11 protein-coding genes and 1 pseudogene are annotated in these 19,256 nt (G+C 39.2%); 11 read left to right on the forward strand and 1 reads right to left on the reverse strand.

The annotated features are described in order from the left end of the window. The first annotated feature begins 349 nt into the window (after positions 1–349). The 8 genes and pseudogenes from fss1 (at position 350) to IGJ03_RS00405 (ending at position 15,557) form a co-directional block, all read left to right on the forward strand. Positions 350–6,448 (forward strand): annotated as a pseudogene (gene fss1, locus IGJ03_RS00370) (fibrinogen-binding MSCRAMM adhesin Fss1). A 292-nt stretch (positions 6,449–6,740) separates the two neighbouring features. Next, on the forward strand, positions 6,741–7,655 hold the full coding sequence (locus IGJ03_RS00375; protein WP_002407569.1) for a diacylglycerol/lipid kinase family protein: 915 nt from the start codon (positions 6,741–6,743) through the stop codon (positions 7,653–7,655). 81 nt (positions 7,656–7,736) lie between these two features. Beyond that, positions 7,737–9,242, forward strand: a complete 1,506-nt coding sequence (locus tag IGJ03_RS00380) for a helix-turn-helix domain-containing protein (RefSeq protein WP_375804824.1) — start codon at positions 7,737–7,739, stop codon at positions 9,240–9,242. Between the two features lie 344 nt (positions 9,243–9,586). Beyond that, positions 9,587–9,826 carry a hypothetical protein gene (locus tag IGJ03_RS00385; protein ID WP_002386394.1) on the forward strand — a complete coding sequence of 80 codons (240 nt, stop codon included), beginning with the start codon at positions 9,587–9,589 and terminating at the stop codon, positions 9,824–9,826. Further along, positions 9,823–12,945: an LPXTG cell wall anchor domain-containing protein gene (locus tag IGJ03_RS00390; protein WP_375804823.1), complete on the forward strand. Its 3,123-nt coding sequence runs from the start codon at positions 9,823–9,825 to the stop codon at positions 12,943–12,945. Before IGJ03_RS00385 ends, IGJ03_RS00390 begins: the two co-directional genes overlap by 4 nt. Before the next feature lie 176 nt (positions 12,946–13,121). Continuing rightward, complete coding sequence (locus IGJ03_RS00395) at positions 13,122–13,883, forward strand: formate/nitrite transporter family protein (protein WP_033624284.1); 762 nt, start codon at positions 13,122–13,124, stop codon at positions 13,881–13,883. A 213-nt stretch (positions 13,884–14,096) separates the two neighbouring features. Beyond that, complete coding sequence (tnpA, locus tag IGJ03_RS00400; protein WP_010712524.1) at positions 14,097–14,552, forward strand: IS200/IS605 family transposase; 456 nt, start codon at positions 14,097–14,099, stop codon at positions 14,550–14,552. 219 nt (positions 14,553–14,771) lie between these two features. Continuing rightward, on the forward strand, positions 14,772–15,557 hold the full coding sequence (locus IGJ03_RS00405; RefSeq protein ID WP_078131103.1) for a hypothetical protein: 786 nt from the start codon (positions 14,772–14,774) through the stop codon (positions 15,555–15,557). A 58-nt stretch (positions 15,558–15,615) separates the two neighbouring features. Here IGJ03_RS00405 and IGJ03_RS00410 read toward each other — a convergent pair whose 3' ends face one another. After that, the gene (locus tag IGJ03_RS00410; protein ID WP_002383467.1) at positions 15,616–16,236 is read right to left on the reverse strand and encodes a helix-turn-helix transcriptional regulator; all 621 of its coding nucleotides are present in this window, start codon (positions 16,234–16,236) and stop codon (positions 15,616–15,618) included. Positions 16,237–16,552: 316 nt separating this feature from the next. Between IGJ03_RS00410 and IGJ03_RS00415 the strand changes: the two genes are divergently transcribed. From IGJ03_RS00415 to sdaAA, 3 genes are read left to right on the forward strand one after another with little or no spacing between them, the layout of a single operon-like run. Continuing rightward, the gene (locus tag IGJ03_RS00415) at positions 16,553–17,653 is read left to right on the forward strand and encodes a PTS sugar transporter subunit IIC (protein WP_002386389.1); all 1,101 of its coding nucleotides are present in this window, start codon (positions 16,553–16,555) and stop codon (positions 17,651–17,653) included. Continuing rightward, positions 17,640–18,335 carry an L-serine ammonia-lyase, iron-sulfur-dependent subunit beta gene (sdaAB, locus tag IGJ03_RS00420; RefSeq protein ID WP_002387470.1) on the forward strand — a complete coding sequence of 232 codons (696 nt, stop codon included), beginning with the start codon at positions 17,640–17,642 and terminating at the stop codon, positions 18,333–18,335. Before IGJ03_RS00415 ends, sdaAB begins: the two co-directional genes overlap by 14 nt. Positions 18,336–18,349: 14 nt before the next feature. Continuing rightward, on the forward strand, positions 18,350–19,243 hold the full coding sequence (gene sdaAA / locus IGJ03_RS00425; RefSeq protein WP_002356122.1) for an L-serine ammonia-lyase, iron-sulfur-dependent, subunit alpha: 894 nt from the start codon (positions 18,350–18,352) through the stop codon (positions 19,241–19,243). The last annotated feature ends 13 nt before the right edge of the window (positions 19,244–19,256 follow it).

Below are 19,256 nucleotides of genomic sequence, written 5' to 3' on the forward strand. Positions count from 1 at the left end.
AGTAAAAATAAGAAAGGATAAGGGCGTGTTTTCATAAAGATGAAAAGGGTTTCTGGGATTTCATCAACTTTTTCTATTTGGAGGAGAAGTTGTTGATAATTTTCGATGAAAAATCCCGTTATACTCTTCTTATTCTTATAGAAGAGTCTATAGGAAAAAGCAGAAAATGAATCCGCATTCGAAGTAAGAGTGCGTTTTGAGGAGATAAAAAGAAAAGGTGTGTTGGCTGTCTGTTTTAGCAAGGAAGAAAGACAACAGAAGAGCACTCACTTATTTGGTTTAAAATAAAAAATTGGTACGAAGTGAACGTTCTCTTCTATGTGTCGTTAGTAGAGGAAGGATGAAAGAAATGAGAAAGAATGGTCCAATGGTAAACCGTTGGCTCTACGGGTTGATGTGTTTGTTACTTGTTCTAAATTATGGCACACCACTCATGGCTTTGGCGGAAGAGGTTAACAGCGATGGCCAGTTAACGTTAGGAGAAGTGAAGCAAACCAGCCAGCAAGAAATGACCTTAGCGCTTCAAGGAAAAGCACAACCAGTAACACAAGAGGTTGTAGTGCATTATAGTGCCAATGTGTCAATCAAAGCTGCACATTGGGCAGCGCCCAATAATACGCGCAAGATTCAAGTGGATGACCAGAAGAAACAGATTCAAATTGAATTGAATCAGCAAGCGTTAGCAGATACGTTAGTCTTAACGTTGAACCCTACAGCTACAGAAGATGTGACGTTTTCTTATGGACAACAGCAACGAGCGTTGACGTTAAATACTGGTACTGATCCGACAGAATCAACGGCAATCACGAGTTCGCCAGCCGCATCAGCGAATGAAGGTTCAACAGAAGAAGCATCTATAAACTCCTCTGTTCCTCGTTCGTCCGAAGAAACTGTCGCCAGCACGACAAAAGCGATAGAAAGTAAAACAACTGAATCGACGACTGTCAAACCGCGCGTAGCAGGACCAACAGATATCAGTGACTATTTTACAGGTGATGAAACAACGATTATCGATAATTTTGAAGATCCGATTTATTTAAATCCTGATGGCACACCAGCAACACCGCCGTATAAAGAAGATGTGACCATTCATTGGAACTTTAACTGGTCGATTCCAGAAGATGTGCGGGAACAAATGAAAGCAGGCGATTACTTTGAGTTTCAATTACCTGGCAATTTGAAACCTAATAAACCCGGTTCAGGTGATTTAGTTGATGCAGAAGGCAATGTCTATGGAACCTACACAATTAGTGAAGATGGTACGGTTCGTTTTACCTTTAATGAGCGAATCACGTCTGAAAGTGACATTCACGGGGACTTTTCTTTAGATACTCATTTGAATGATTCAGATGGGCGGGGTCCAGGAGATTGGGTGATTGATATTCCTACACAAGAAGATTTGCCGCCTGTAGTGATTCCAATTGTCCCAGATACCGAACAACAAATTGATAAACAAGGCCATTTTGATCGAACGCCCAATCCTAGTGCGATTACTTGGACGGTAGATATCAATCAAGCGATGAAAGATCAAACAAATCCAACTGTGACGGAAACATGGCCAACAGGGAATACCTTTAAGTCCGTGAAAGTCTATGAGTTAGTGATGAATCTTGATGGAACAATTAAAGAAGTGGGTCGCGAACTTAGTCCAGATGAATATACCGTTGATAAAAATGGCAATGTGACGATTAAAGGTGACACCAACAAAGCGTATCGTCTTGAGTACCAAACGACGATTGACGAGGCGGTTATTCCAGATGGCGGCGGCGATGTGCCTTTTAAAAATCACGCGACGTTAACAAGTGATAATAATCCAAATGGGTTAGATGCTGAAGCAACTGTTACCGCCACATATGGCAAAATGTTAGACAAGCGCAATATAGATTACGACGAAGCCAATCAAGAATTCACTTGGGAAATTAACTACAACTATGGTGAACAAACCATTCCAAAAGACCAAGCAGTCATTACAGACACAATGGGCGATAATTTAACGTTTGAACCAGATTCTTTACATTTATATTCAGTGACATTTGATGACAAAGGAAATGAAGTCGTTGGAGCAGAACTTGTGGAAGGAAAAGATTACAAAGTGATAATCAACGGAGACGGTTCCTTTGTAATTGACTTTTTACATGATGTGACTGGTGCAGTCAAGATTGATTATAAAACCAAAGTTGATGGAATTGTCGAAGGCGATGTTGCCGTGAATAATCGTGTGGATGTTGGCACTGGTCAGCATTCAGAAGGTGATGGCACAGCCAGTCAACAAAATATTATTAAAAACACTGGTGCAGTGGATTATCAAAATTCAACGATTGGTTGGACGTTAGCTGTGAATCAAAATAATTATTTGATGGAAAATGCCGTGATTACGGACACATACGAACCAGATCCTGGCTTAACCATGGTACCCAATTCGTTGGTTGTTAAAGATACAACTACTGGTGCTCAGTTGACGTTAGGTAAAGATTACATGGTAGAAATAACTCGTAATGCAGATGGTGAAACAGGCTTTAAGTTAAGTTTCATGGGGGCATATGCCAAAACAAGTGATGCCTTCTACGTAACTTATACTACCGTTTTCGATGTTACCGAGTTAGACGCTAACAATCCCGCGTTGGACCATTACCGAAATACTGCTGCCATTGATTGGACGGATGAAGCAGGAAACAATCATCATTCAGAAGATAGTAAACCGTTTAAACCTTTACCTGCTTTTGATTTAAATGCGCAAAAAAGCGGTGTTTACAATGCCGTCACCAAAGAAATCACTTGGACGATTGCGGTTAATTTAAGTAATAATCGTTTAGTCGACGCCTTTTTGACGGATCCAATTTTAACCAATCAAACCTATTTGGCTGGGAGCTTGAAAGTCTATGAAGGCAATACAAAGCCAGATGGTTCGGTTGAAAAAGTGAAACCAACGCAACCGTTGACGGATATCACAATGGAAGAACCAAGCGAGAAAAACCAAAATACTTGGCGTGTTGATTTTCCTAATGATAGTCGTACGTATGTGATTGAATTTAAGACGTCTGTTGATGAAAAAGTTATCGAAGGTTCGGCTAGCTATGACAATACCGCATCTTATACAAACCAAGGTTCTTCACGTGATGTGACAGGAAAAGTTTCCATTCAACATGGTGGCGAATCAGTGAAAAAAGGTGGCGAATACCACAAAGATGATCCAGATCATGTGTACTGGCATGTAATGATCAATGGCGCCCAATCGGTTTTAGACGATGTGGTTATTACTGATACACCCTCACCAAACCAAGTGTTAGATCCCGAGTCATTGGTGATTTACGGTACCAACGTAACAGAAGACGGAACTATTACGCCAGATAAATCTGTTATTTTAGAAGAAGGAAAAGATTACACACTGGAAGTTACCACCGATAATGAAACAGGACAACAAAAAATTGTCGTTAAAATGGCCCATATTGAAGCACCTTATTATATGGAATATCGTAGTTTAGTGACTTCTTCAGCGGCGGGGAGTACAGACACGGTATCCAACCAAGTGTCAATTACTGGAAATGGTTCAGAAGTCGTTCATGGGGATGACAATGGCGATGTGGTCGTTGACATTGATCACAGTGGAGGGCATGCTACAGGGACTAAAGGTAAAATTCAGCTGAAGAAAACAGCCATGGATGGGACGACTATTTTAGCAGGCGCCCATTTCCAAATTTGGGACCAAGCCAAAACACAAGTCCTACGTGAAGGTACAGTAGATGCCACCGGGGTTATCACATTTGGTGGGTTGCCACAAGGGCAATACATTTTGGTGGAGACGAAAGCACCAGAAGGTTATACAGTTTCGGACGAATTAGCTAAAGGTCAAGTCATCACTATTGATGAAGAAACTTCAGCAGATGGTGCACAACCAACTATTATTAAAAACGATGTCAATAAAGTAATTTTAGAAAAAACAGATGAGAAGGGCAAAAAATTAATCAATGCTCGCTTTAAATTAGAGCATGCCGTAACCACGCCGTTTACTCATTGGGAAGAAGTTCCCCTTGCGCCAGATCGAACCAACGCAAATGGCCAGTTAGAGGTGGATAGTTTAAAACCGGGGCTTTATCAGTTCACAGAAATCGAAGCACCGACAGGCTATCTTTTAGACACGACACCCAAACGGTTCATTGTGACACAAAACACGAGCGGACAAATTCGTGATGTTCATGTTAAAATGCTTAATTACCAAGGTTCTGCTGAACTAATTAAAAAAGACCAAGCAGGCAATCCATTAGCAGGTGCTGAATTTTCAGTCCTTGATACCACAGGACAAGCGGTTCGAGAACACTTAGTTTCGGATGCAAACGGAAAAGTCACAGTGACGGATTTAGCCCCAGGAAAATATCAATTTGTGGAAACCAAAGCGCCAGCAGGGTACCTTTTAAACACTGAACCAAGTGCTTTCACGATTGCAGCAAGCGATCGGGGCAAACCAGCAACAGTTATAGCAACGGCTAACTTTGTTAACTATCAAGGCACGGCTAAATTAATCAAAAAAGATGTGAATGGACACTTATTAAGTGGTGCGACATTTTAAGTGCTTGATGCGAAGGGACAAACGATTCAAACAGGCTTGACGACAAATAATCAAGGGGAAATTGTTGCAGAGCACTTAGCCCCAGGAAAATATCGCTTTGTAGAAACCAAAGCGCCAACAGGCTATTTATTAAATACCACGCCAGTCCCATTTGAAATTGCTGAGAAAAATGCTGGTAAACCAGCGGTCGTTGTTGCTAGTGACAACTTTGTGAATTACAAAGGGGCTTTCCAAATCGTGAAAACGAATAGCGCAGACCAACCATTAGCAGGTGCTGTTTTTGAACTATATGATCACAATAAACAATCATTAGGGATTACAGCAACGAGTGGCAAAGATGGCAAAATTATCTTTAGAGACTTGGCGCCAGGTACCTATTATTATAAAGAAATCAAAGCACCAAAATTACCAGATGGCGCAGATTATATTATTTATCCTGAATTAGTAAAAGTAGAAATTCGTGGTGATTTCAAAGGCGATCCGGAGATCTTCCAATTAGGGGCCTTCGCCAATTTCAAAGGACGCGCCGTCTTTAAGAAAATTGATGCCAATGCGAACCCACTTCCAGGAACGATTTTTAAATTGTATCGAATCGAAAACGGGGAAAAAATCTTTGAAAGAGAAGTAACTGCTGAAAAAGATGGTTCATTGGCTATGGAGGATTTAGGCGCTGGTAGTTATGAATTAGATGAAATGGATGCAACGGATGGCTATATCGTCAATAAACAACCTATTTATTTTGTAGTGAAGAAGAATTCAAATGATAAACAACCACTAGATGAGTTAGAGTTTGTAAATTATCAAGCGGAAGTAACGGGACGTAAAGTCAACGAGCAAGGTCAAACCTTAGCGGGTGCAGTTTTTGCAATTTACAATGCCAATGAGCAGAATCAGCCCCAAGGTTCACCGATAACATTCTTGAATCGTGCAGGAGAAAAGGTTTCTGAAATAACAACGGATAAGACTGGCGAAATTTACGCTAAAGGGCTAAATGAAGGGCATTACGTTTTAGTGGAAACGAAAGCACCAACAGGCTATCTGTTAGACACAACGCCACATCCATTTGATGTAACCGCCCAATTAGGAAAAGAGCAGCCAATTGCTTTAGGCGATCTTATCAATTATCAAGGAACTGCTCAATTAACCAAAGAAAACGAAACAGGTGAAGCATTGGCAGGTGCGGTGTTTAAGGTCATTGATGAAACAGGGCAAACTGTAGCTGGACAAACCAATCTGATGTCTGACAAGCAAGGCAAAGTCATTGCGAAAAACTTAGCACCGGGAACGTATCGTTTTGTGGAGACACAAGCGCCAACTGGCTATCTTCTTAATGAAACGCCAAGCGCAAGCTTTACGATTGCGAAAGACAACCAAGGCAAACCAGCCACTGTGGTACTTAAAGCACCTTTTATTAATTACCAAGGTGCTGCCAAGCTGGTGAAAATTGATCAGCAAAAGAATGCCTTAGCAGGTGCTGAATTTAAAGTGACAGATGCAGAGACAGGGCAAACTGTCGCTCGTTCATTACGTTCTGACAACCAAGGGTTAGTTCAAGTGAAACACTTACAACCAGGAAAATATACCTTTGTGGAAACAAAAGCACCGGATGGTTACCAACTGTCTAAGCAAGCTGTCACATTCACTATTGCGGCAACAGCGAAAGACAAACCTGAACTCGTGGATGCGGGCACGTTTGTTAACAAGAAACAACCTGTATCCAAAAAAACAAAACCAAATCAGCCAACAACGAAACAAGCAGCTAGAGAGACAGGTTGGCTTGGTTTACCGAAAACCAACACACAAGTCAATTACTTCTTTGTCTTTATCGGCCTCCTGTTGGTCGGTTTGGCAAGTTGGCTCTTCTATAAAAAGAGCAAGAAATAAGCAAAAGCTATAAAAAAACAGGCCATCCGTCGAAAGGACGGATGGCCTATTTTTTTTCATCTTAAGCTAATCAACTGAACAAAAGTAGCTCCTTCTTATTGACATTCCCAGGTAAGCCTTCATCTCAGGTAAGCCTTCATCTCAGTTTAGCCTTTGAACAGAACTTACTGGGTTCTTGGAGATAACCGCTTATGCCTCAGCCTTTGTTTTTCGATGCTATCTTTAGGTATTTTGGCTAAAATATTGTACACTTTACATGTGCAAGAAATTTAGTTAGAGATATGAGGATAGAATGATGAAAAAGATGATGGTTTTATACAACGAAACTTCAGGAAGTAGTGAAAGTAAAGAGATTGCAGAACGCTTTAAAAAAGCTGCAGAAGCGAAAGGGGAAGCGGTTATTTTGCAACCTTCCAATCCAGACATTGATCCTGAAGAAATGCGGAAAAATGCCAAAGAAAATCAAGTGGGTGTCTTGGTCGTCATTGGTGGTGACGGGACCATTCATCATGCCGTTCAAAATTTTAAAGACACCATTCGTGACTATCAAATAGGGATTATTCCCGGTGGAACAGTCAATAATTTTGCACGTGTGTTAAGTATTCCTTTGAAAGAAGAAGACGCCTTTGAGACCATTTTGGCAGGACAGACCACGCCAGTTGATTTTGGGATGGTAAATCAAGATGTGATGATTTCAACCTTAACGATTGGACTATTAGCGGACACAGCAGCAAATGTGACCCAACAGGAGAAACAAAAATATGGTCCTTTAGCCTTTACAAAGCAATTTTTCCGCTTATTAATGAAAAAGAAAAAATACAAACTAAAAATTGATGGCGATGAAAGACGTTGGCATGGCAAAGCCCAATTATTAACGATGACCATGACGAATTCTGCTGGTGGTTTTACCAATTTTGATGCCAATGCCACGCCAGATGACGGCGAAGTCCACATTATCATTTTACCTAAGTTAGTTTTTTACAAGTTTGTCTATTATTTACCTAAAATTATCAGAGGACAATTAAATGAAATTCCTGGTGTCGTGTATTTCTCTGGGAGTCAATTTAAAATTAGTGGCGAAAAAGACAAGAAAGTCCAAACACGAACAGATGGCGACCCTACTGATGATTTACCGATTAAAGTAACGGTGGAAGCTGGGGGACTCAACGTGTTTGTTCCTGAAACGTCCACATCTACGAAAGAATAAAAGAAACAACTGTTATTTTTTCGTGGAATAGATTTCTCATTTTGTGTACAATAGAACAGAAGAGAGGCAGTTGAGTGAACAGTGAAATGGGATGAATATGTTGATATATTCGATACAGATGTCGTTTCTAAAATTATTATTTTAAGAAACTTGCCAATTAATGAAGGCTGGATTGACATCAATGAGTTAGCAGAAGAATTACAATTAAACAAAAAATCAGTCAAAAAATACGTAGAACTTCTAAAAGATGACATTACGTATTATGCTGTGGATAATGATGCTTCTTTGGCTTTTGAAAAGGGGCATGGTTATCGCTTGAACTTGGCGTCTAGCCAAGCGTTCCAGAAACTTTATACAGCAATTTTTCGGGATAGTTTAACTTATCAAGTAATGGAAGATTTATTCTGGGGTCGATTTAATGGAATTGTGCCAGCGACAGCAAAGTATCATACTAGTGATGCCACGATTCGGCGCTTGCTCAAAGGGTTTACAGAAATTTTAGCACCATTGGGTTTAGTAATTAATAAAAGTACTTGGAAAATTGAAGGCAATGAAGCGTATTTGCGCCATTTTGCTTACACTATTTTTATGGACTTAATCCGTGATACTTGGCCTTTTGACTATATACAAGAAACGGAAGTCGCACAAACCGTCCAAAAAATGATGGCTTTTTTCAACGTAGAAGTTGCGGAAACGGTGACACGCCGAGTTAAATATATGGTCGCTATCTCAAAAGTCCGTAGTGCGCAAGGCGCCGAATATCGACCTTCAGCCGAGCAAGAAACTTATTTAGAAGGTAATAAACATTACCAAGCCTTTATAGAAGAGATGACAGTTACAACCCTTTTCCTTAACAAAAACGATTTAACTTTTGTGTACTTTTTCTTGTTAGCCAATGACCAATTTTATCAAGACGAAGCCACTGCACAAGCAATTTTAGCGCATTTTGATGAGACTGAAGCGCCTGTTTACATGTTGACTCATTTAGTCCAACATTTCTTATTAGAAGAAATACACATGACGCCGCAATTGGAGAAAATTCGTCCGCAAATTTTTTATTATTTGTTTGCTACACATTTATTTGCCGAACTTTACTATGTCCAAAATGTGAAAATGTACAATGTCTTTTGGAATAAAGTTAAAGAAAAATATCCGGTTCTTTTAGAAGAATTAAGCCAAGGCTTAAATCAACTTTACGAACAAACAGGCAATGAATTATTTACAAATAAAGAATTTTTGGCTCTGCGTTATTCTAGTGTTTTGGCGCTTTCCGATGATTTAATTCATCGCGAACAAAAAATTGTTTTAGGTTTAAAATCAGGCTTGCCAGTACTGGAAGAAGAACGGGTGAAACTTTCGATTGAAAATAATTTTCGTCGGTTCTATGCATTGGAAGTTTTACGATACAGTGAAGCAAGCAAAGAAGAATGGCAAAATATTGATTTACTATTAGTGACTTCTTTGGCAGATGTGGAAACGGGTCATCCAGAGATCTTTTTACTTTCAAGTGAGTTAACGTTTGAGCAATATAATCGTTTGAACCAAAAAATAGTAAAAATTAACGAGAAAAGAACCACGTCACTTTAATAAAAAATCAAAAAAATGGGCTTTTTTGATGCATATGTCCGATAAATTGTAAAAAAATTTTTCTAAAAAGTAAAAAAAGACAAGAAGAAAACGTCAATAAGTAGGTAATCAACACCTACTTATTGACGTTTTCTCGTTGTTTTTTAATAAATACTGCGTCAATTCTTCTGGAAATTATGTCAAAAAGGTACTTTTTTTGCTTTTTTTATCGTAAATAATAGATGATTAGCTATTGATAGTAAAGGAACTACTACTTTTTTTAACAGTCAGTTAAAAAATATTGAGGGTTCTCACAAGAATTTTTCTATATAATAGAAAGAGCAAGGGAAGGAAGGCGGGATAGAATGAAAAAACGGATGGAACAAATTGAAGAAATCTTAAGTTGTGAAGAAAATAGTGCTGGTGTCCGATTAAAAGAATTGGTTGAGGCTTTAGAATTAGAAGTCACAAATCAAAACTTGTTAAAGGTAACAAGTGTTTTACATATGAATCCAAGATTAAAAAAAATTTATGCATACGAAGACAGTCATGTCATTACGCTGTATCAACTTTTACAAAATAAGCCGTTAGAAGTAACGGAATGAAAAGAGGGAACTCCATGAAGAAAACAATGCTCATACTTCTGTTTGGTTTATTAACAGTGGTTGGTCTACCAATGGTGACCGAAGCGGTTGAACCAGTTAACGCAACAGATACAACGATTTTTGGTACGCAAGCGATGGTGCCTAATAGTGCAGAAGATCAATCAGATAAGTTACAGACGTTGCTGAGTCAGACAGCAAAGGAAGGAAACGCATTATTTTTACCACAGGGAAGTTATGCTTTGTCAAAAGATATTACGGTTTCTTCAAATTATCAATTAATTGGCGATACAACAGGAGCCACTATTTTACATAATGCTACAGGTACACCGATTCAACTGAAAGACACTACGTACGGAACGAAAACCAATGTACGACTTCAAAATATTGCTTTTGATGGCATCAATGTGACCTTGAAATTGACGAATCAATTAACGCTAGCAAACAATATCTTCTATAATCCATTAAAAGGATTTGTGGTCAATTTAAATGCAGACATTGGCGTTAAGATTTCAGGCAATATTTTCATGCGAGACACAGCACACATGCAACCCAAGATTGATTTTAACCGAGCGATTTACATTGGTGGTTATTCAACACCAAGTCGCTTCCAGTATATGTCAGATGTAGACATCGTGGACAATCTATTTGGGTTAAAAGTGACAGAATTAGATGCAATTAAAAGTACCAGTCGTTCAGATTTAGCAGCGACTATTACACGTTTGCAAACAGCCATTGAAGCTGGTGCTATTTCAGTACCTAATGAACAAAACTATCTATCCACCGGGGTTAATTCTTTTAATATGCTGAAGGATGTAACTGTTCAACATAATTTTTTCTATTCACCCTATGATAATGAAAACTTGAATGGTCTAGTGGGAGATCATGCAATTTATTTCCGTGGCGCCCAAAACATCACGGTAGTAGGGAATCATTTACGCGGACTACAAAATGGTCCAGCTGGCGGATTTAAGTTTAAATCAGGCCGTAATATTACGATTATGAATAATTATTTGCGAAATACAGGTCTCATTATGTATGGAACACCAGAGATTGGTTTGGCAGAAACACAAGCAGAGGGAGCTATTTCAGAATTATCCAACTGGCTAGTGGCTAATAACATTTTTGACTGGAAATACTGGGATAATCAATATGCAATTGGAATGGAATACAATCGACATACAGGAAATAACAATGTGTTCAATGGCGTATTTATCAACAATCAGTTTGTTAACTACCACAATATTCCGCAAAACCGACGTCGGGAATTGTTAATCGCTAGTGGCGGTGGTTTCCGACCAGAAACGAGTTTTGTGAAAGACAATACTCGAGATGATGGCCTTAAAAACGGCCAATTATTGGTAGAAAATTGGACAGAGGCCGACTATCGCTTAATGCCAGCAACATGGGAATCGTTAATTTCACCAACACTTTATGAGCAATATAAAAATACGCCAATTCCGGTTAGAAATACTTTAGCAACCCCTGTGGCTACAACGATTGTGCAAGGACAATCAATCGATCCGCAGCAACTGGTTGCTAATACAAATGACGCGGATGAAGCAGTCCCAACTGCTAAAATCGTCAATCCAGAGGTTTTAAATGAAATCGGCCAACAAAAAGTGACTGTTCAATTAACTTATGAAACAGGTTCATTGGTAACAGTGAACGTACCGGTGACGGTAGAGGCTCCGGCAAAAAAGCTTGATTTGTCCCAACTACAAACCGTTTATGCTTCGATTGGTGAAGCAAACCAATATACGGTTTACTCTTGGCAGCTATTCACTGCCATTGGGCCTAAAACGATTGTTTCTTCCTATTATCAGCAGGCGACACAATTGTTAGCAGAAGGTCAGGTGAGTGGGGACAAAACTCAAGAACAAGTGGATCAGTTAACAAGTAATTTGCAATCTGCAATGAAAGTATTAGTCAAAAAAGCCGATATCACGCTAGAGCGTACAGAAGCAGAAAATGAACTTGCAAGCGTTCATAAATTAGACGAATCTGTATATACCAAAGACTCTTGGCAAGCCATGCAAGAAGCCTTAATAGATACAACAACTGGCGAAGGAAGCTCTAAGCAGTTACAACAACTGCTTGCTTGGTCAGATGAAGAATTATTAGAGCCAACACTTGGTGGCTTTAAAACGCCTGCAGATGCACAAAAGCGTATTAATCAATTAACACAAACTATAAAAACGGCGTTACTTCTGTTAGTTGAAAAATCAACAGAGACAACTAGTAACACAAGCGAAAGCAGCACCTCAAGCACAACCAGTGAAACCAGTAATACCAGCGAAAGCAGCACGCCAAGCACGACAAGTGAGAGCAGTAGTACGAGTGAAAGCAGCACGCCAAGCACAACTAGCGAAACCAGTAATACCAGCGAAAGCAGCACGCCAAGCACGATAAGTGAGAGCAGTAGTACGAGTGAAAGCAGCACCTCAAGTACAACTAGCGAAACCAGTAATACCAGCGAAAGCAGCACGCCAAGCACAACTAGCGAAACCAGTAATACCAGCGAAAGCAGCACCTCAAGCACGACAAGTGAAAGCAGTAGTACCAGCGAAAGCAACACGCCAAGCACAACCAGCGAAACCAGTAATACCAGCGAAAGCAGCACCTCAAGTACGACAAGTGAGAGCAGTAATACTAGCGAAAGTAGTACCTCAAGCACGCCAAGTGAAACAAGCAATACGAATGAAAGCAACACGCCAAGCACAACCAGCGAAAGTAGTGCTTCAAGTACGACCAGCGCAACCAACAGTACAAGTGAGAGTAGCACCCCAAGCACTGTAAACGAAAACAGTCAAAGCAAAGGCCAGAATTCTGTCATTTACGCGGTAGAGTCTAATCAAGATCCTAATGACGCTCAAAGTAATTCAAAGACCTCTGCCAAGGCTAGTCAAACAAATGAATCAGTAGCAGAAAACCAAGCAACTAAACAGATACAGACGAATCAAGAATCGTCAGGAACAGTCAAAAAAGCGGATAATACGACCAAAATTGCCAAGAAAAAATTCCCCAAAACAGGGGAACAATCTTCAACAGTTGTGAGCTTCCTAGGCCTGAGCTTTTTATCGTTAGCCATAGCAACCTATTGTTTTAAAGTGAAAAGATAACTCTTTAAAAACGGATAAGTAAACATCCTGAAACAAGAAATAGGACTTGTTTCAGGATGTTTTCATATAAAATTAAAAGAACTACAGTTTTTAGTGAAAAAATACACAAAAGCACTTGAATTTCTGTGATATAAGGGTAAAGTAAAGGAAGACAAAAAACAAAGGAAGTGAAATGTTTGTATACACCAGATGAAATTTTAAGTATCAGTATTGAAAATGGTCAGAAAAAAATTCAAAAGCCTTTGGTAGCAAAACTCATTTTAGGATTTATCGGCGGTGCCATGATTTCCCTCGGCTATTTGGCTTATGTGCGTGTTTCCGCCTCTATTCCAGCAGATTTAGCCAGTGTTCAAGCTTTAGTGGGAGCTGCGGTTTTCCCAATTGGTCTAATTGTTATTTTAATGGCTGGTGGTGAGTTAATCACAGGAAATATGATGGCGGTGAGTACGGCTTGGTTTGCTAAAAAGGTCTCTTTCAGAGAATTACTCGTGAACTGGGTCACAATTACATTGGCAAATATGGTTGGCGCCTTATTTGTTGCCTATTTTTTTGGTCATTATTTAGGTTTAACCAGTAGCGGTGCCTATTTAAATCAGGTTCTTTCTCTTGCAGAACATAAAGTTGCAGCAACTTGGCTTCAAGCAATTATTTCAGGTATTGGCTGTAACTGGTTCGTAGGTCTGGCCTTATGGATTTGTTATGGTGCGAAAGATGCAGCGGGGAAACTATTAGGCATCTGGTTTCCAGTAATGATTTTTGTTGCAATTGGCTTTCAGCATAGTGTGGCGAATGCATTCATCATTCCAGCCGCAATTTTTGAAGGCGGCGTTCAGTGGGGAGACTTTTTCCGTAATTTTATTTTTGTTTATTTAGGTAATATCATTGGTGGTGCCATTTTTGTTTCTGGCTTTTACTATTTAAGCTATCGCAAACATTAAATCCATTTAGCAGATAAAAACCTGCACAAAGGCTAAATGCCTTTGTGCAGATTTTTTCTTTTTAATGACTTTAGTCAGTTGAAATCTCTAAAGAGATTTCGACAAAAAAACCACGCGTACTGCGCGTGGAGGCCAGAGCTTTAGCGATAAAAACTCCTTTCGATATAATAGATAAAGGCTACCAACCGTTATCAAATCGAAAGGAGTTTTTGAATGTCGAACGACGATAAAAGTTTAGCACATACTCGTTGGAATTGTAAGTATCATCTTGTGTTTACACCAAAATATAGAAGAAAAGTAATCTATGGTAAATTGAGGCGAGATATAGGGAAAATACTAAGGAAATTGTGTGAAATGAAAGAAGTCGAAATCATTGAAGCGCATGCAATGCCCGACCATATCCATATGTTGGTAAGAATTCCGCCGAAGTTGAGTGTATCAGGTTTTATGGGTTTCTTAAAAGGAAGAAGTGCAGTAATCATTCATGAACGTCATGCGAATTTAAAATACAATTATGGAAATCGATCCTTTTGGTCAAAAGGCTATTATGTGAGCACTGTAGGATTGAACCAAAAAACGATAGCTAAGTATATACGAGAACAAGAAGCAGAAGATCGAGTAAGGGATAGTATAAACAAAAGAGAGTATAAAGATCCATTTAGGAAGTAACAACTAGATAAGAATAGAATGGTAGCGGTTGGCGGTCTCTAAAAAAAGCTCCCTTAAAGGGAGCAGCAGGTAGCGAGCCCTTCTAGGGCTATTAAAAAGCCACCCGCTATGCGGGTGGATATTTACTAAACAAAAAGGAAAACGGTTGAAAAATTATTGCTAGATTTTTAAAACAATGTTACATTAATGTTACAAAAAGATTTCTGGAGGTAACGAAAAATGAAAAAAATGGCTTTGTTCAGTATGTTAACGTTCAGTGTATTGTCTTTAAGTCTAGCAGGATGTGGAAACAAAAAAACAGCAAGCACAAATGATTCTAAGCCAAAGCAAGAAACAAAGAAAGCCACGCAGAAATCCTCTAGTCAACAAGAAATGAAAAATAGTCATTCGTCTGTCGCGGGTCAAAATTCTAATGTGGCAGGGGAAAATCCGTCAGAAAATGTCACGCAGCCTTCTGCAGGAACTGATGAAACGAATGAAGTCCCTCAAAACCAAGCACCTGATACAAACATTACAATTACCAATGTTGTTTTCAATCCTGAAAGAAATGAAATTAATGGTACTACATTACCTAATGCAACCATTACAGCAACGGTAGTCGGTGATGCTTCTGCACAAGCAGGTGTTTTTTATGCGGATGCCAATGGCAATTTTACAGTAATTAGTCCCAGAGCGGGAGCGACTACTCAATTAATCGCAACCGTTGATCAACGGAATAGTGCACCTGTCCAAATTGATATTCCAAGTTCAGGACAAGAAGCAGCGCTTTCTTTTAGCAATATTACGATTGATCCGAAACAAGGGACAATTTCTGGTAAAACAGCACCTAATGCAACTATTTTAGTGTCACGTGCAGATGATGCGCGGGTGATTTTAGCAAGTTTTACTGCGGATGCCCAAGGGAATTTCACAGCCAGTAATTTAGTTCCCGGCACAAAAAATCGCTTAGATGTTACGTTAAATGGAGAAATAGGGACACCTTACTTGTTTGATTTACCAAATTAAAATAGAAGAGAAGTGATCAAAGCCACCAACGCTAGTTAGCGTTGGTGGCTTTGATGGTTTAAGCTTCTTCTTTTTTATGATTGCGGATATGTAAATAGATGGTATTTTTTGAAATACCTAATCGATCGGCAATCTTTATGACAGAATCTTTGAGATTAAAAATTCCTTGATCATATAAACGAATAACAATTTCTTTATTTTGATTCAAATGTGATACATTTGGATCGCTTTCTACTGCTTGTTTTACTTTTGTCAGTGAAGTAGTGATTAATTCGTCAATATTGTCAGAAAAATGTTCAGAATTTTTAAGCTCTTGGGACATATCATTTTGTTGTCCTGAAGGTAATAAGTCTTGCAAGTAATCAATTAATGGCATTTCTAAATGCATATTGATACAGATCAATCCAATAATACGATCATTTTCACCGATAACTGGAATGGTGGAAGATTTTAAAATAACCCCTTTTTGATTTTTATTGTAGTAGGGTTTCACAGCGTAATCATGTTCCGACTCTACTTGACTTAACATTTTTAACGCCATATCAGTAATGGGGGCACCTTCCTTGCGGTTACTGAAATGGCCATTGATGACTTTGATAGCTGAACTTTCCAAATTTTCTAAACTATGAAGAATGACTTCATGGGTACTACCAAAGAAGTTCCCTAATCCATCAAGCATTAAGGCATGTGAATGTAAGATTTGTTTATCTACTTCACTTAAACGTAAATATGACTCCAAGTGATATCCTCCCCTACACTGAAATTAATTTTAGTGTAATACTTTTTTAATGGAAAAGCAATAAGATTCTTTACGTTAAAAAAATACATTGACTAAACTTTTGTTTAGTCGTATACTCTGAATGTGGAATGAAATTTTTGTTACTCATTGTACTTTAGTTCATCGGAATGCTCGTTCATTCTTTCACTTGTTGAGCAATAAAAATTTTATTCAGGAGTACCATCCGTTATAAAAAAATATAGTTGGAGGCAAAGAAATGAAAACGTTATCAGGAATCTTGATGTTAGTCTTAGTTTTATGTGGCATGTCCCTATTCTCTTTTAAAGCACCGCGAGGGAAAAAATCTTTAAGTGCTTTGTCTGGTGCAGCTTGTGCCACCTTTCTACCAGAGGCATTTTTGCGGTATGCAGTAGGCGGCGTTTTTCATTTAGATTATGTGTCGCAAATTGGTGAAACTATGGGTAGTCTAGGTGGTTTAGCAGCTGGAGCTCTTGTGCCGCTGGCTTTCGGGATTAGTCCAGTTTTTTCAATTATTTTAGGTCTGTCATTGATTAAAGTCAGCTTGTTACCAGCTTTTATTACCGCGTATCTTTTATCTTTTGTTGTTGAGCAGATGCAAAAACGTATTCCAGAAGGGATTGACTTATTAGTCGTTATTTTAGTCATTCCAGTTGCTGCTTCGTTAGTTGCTGGTTTTATTCAACCCGTTGTATTAGGTGTCCTAGAAGTTATTGGGGGCACGATTTTAAGTGCAGTAGATGGCAATCCATATGTGATGGGCGCAATTTTAGGTGCTATTATCCCGATTGTTGGTATGACACCGTTAAGTTCAATGGTTTTAACTGCCTTGATTGGTTTGACTGGTGTACCAATGGCTGTCGGTGCGTTGACTTGTTACGGCAGTTCCATTGTCAATGCGGCGCTATTTAAAAAGTTAAAACTAGGCACAGCTTCAACCCCGTTAGCTGTGGCAATTGAGCCATTAACACAAGTCGATATCATCAGCTCCAATCCAATACCTATTTATGCAACGAATTTATTTTCAGGAATGGTTAGTGGTATTGTAGTGACTTTCTTTGGCTTAAAAGTACCTGTGACAGGAATGGCAACACCGTGGGCTGGTTTACTTGTGACATTAGGTAACAATGCCATTCAAACGACTTTACTAGCAGTAGCGATTATCACAGTGGTCAGTCTGATGTTTGGATTTTTAGGTGCGCTGGTCTTTAAACGTTACAGAATTGAAGCGGTGGATAATACACCAGAATTTGAAGGAACGACGGAAGTAACCAGTGAAAAAGAAGCAGTAAAAACCAAAGGAGGAGTTACGTATGAACACAGCTATGGCCATCAATAAACCTAAAAAAGTGAACAAAGTAATGAACTACAAAAGTTGTTTTGACATTATTGGTCCTATTATGATTGGTCCTTCTAGTTCGCATACAGCTGGGGCCTTAGCAATTGGCTTAGCGGCAAGAAAGTTATTCGGCGGAACACCAGAAAAAATTGTGATTAAATACTATGAATCTTTTGCAGACACGCATAAAGGACATGGGACTGATTTTGCAATTATTGGCGGAATTCTTGGACTAGCAGCAGATGATGCCAACGTAACACAATCCATTGAACTTGCGGAAGAACAAGGAATTGAGATTCAATTTTTAGAAATGAGTGAAGAAAGTCCAGTGAAGCATGCTAATACAGCATGTGTGACACTCAGTGATGCAACGCACGAAATTCATTTAACAGGAATTTCTGTAGGTGGCGGCACTATCGAGGTGAAATACATTGAATTAGACGGTTTCAATGTCCAACTACATGGTCCTTTACCTATTTTGTTAGTCATTAATCAAGAAGAGCAGGCGATGCAAGCTTTTAAAGATACGTTACAAAAAAATAATATTCAAGTGAATGCGGTGTCTCGTTATGTGGAAGGGAATCAAATTTTATTCATCTTTGACTTAGATTCGGCACCAATTTCCTCGGTGAAAGAACAACTGTTTTCACTAGATGACACATCGAAAATAATCTTATTATGATAGGAGTTTGACATATGTACCTTTCGATTGAAGAATTTATCGATAAAGCTGAAAAAACAGGAAAAAAAATCTCTGATTTGATGATTGAGCAAGAAATGGAGCGTAGCCAAAAAAGCTATGAAGAAATTTGGACACAGATGGGTCAAAATTTGGATGTCATGGATGCTGCTGTCAAACGCTCGCAAGAAGGAGCAGGCGTTTTTTCTCCTACTGGGTTAACGGGCGGTGATGCAGCGCGTTTAAAAAAATACCGCGCAGCTGGCAAAACGTTATCAGGTGATTTAATGATGTCTGCAGTTCAAGCCGCACTAGGTACGAATGAAGTCAATGCAGCAATGGGCGTTGTTTGCGCAACGCCAACCGCTGGTGCAAGTGGCACCTTACCAGGGGTTTTAACAGCGATTAAAAATACCTTGAATTTAACGCGTGATCAACAAATTCGTTTCTTGTTTACCAGTTCTTTATTTGGGATGGTCACAGCCAACAATGCGATGATTGCTGGTGCTGTTGGTGGATGTCAAGCCGAAGTAGGCAGTGCTTCAGCGATGGCCGCCGCTGCAGCTGTTGAAGCGGCTGGCGGAACACCACGCCAATCTTCTGAAGCTTTTGCTATGGCTTTAGGGAATTTATTAGGTTTAGTTTGTGACCCAGTGGCTGGGTTAGTCGAAATTCCTTGTGTCAAACGAAATACAGTAGGTGCAGGCAATGCGTTAATCGCTGCAGATATGGCTTTAGCTGGAATTGTAAATAAAATACCAGCAGATGAAGTGGTGGAAGCCATGAATAAAGTCGGCCGTCAATTACCACGAGAATTGAGAGAAACGGGTTTAGGTGGCTTAGCTGGCACAGCGACTGGCCAACGAATGAAGAATGAAATTTTTGAAAAAGTAAAATTCACCATTGTTTAAAATTTAATCATGA

The organism is Enterococcus sp. DIV1315a (genome assembly GCF_051712325.1).
GTDB classification, from domain to species: domain Bacteria; phylum Bacillota; class Bacilli; order Lactobacillales; family Enterococcaceae; genus Enterococcus; species Enterococcus faecalis.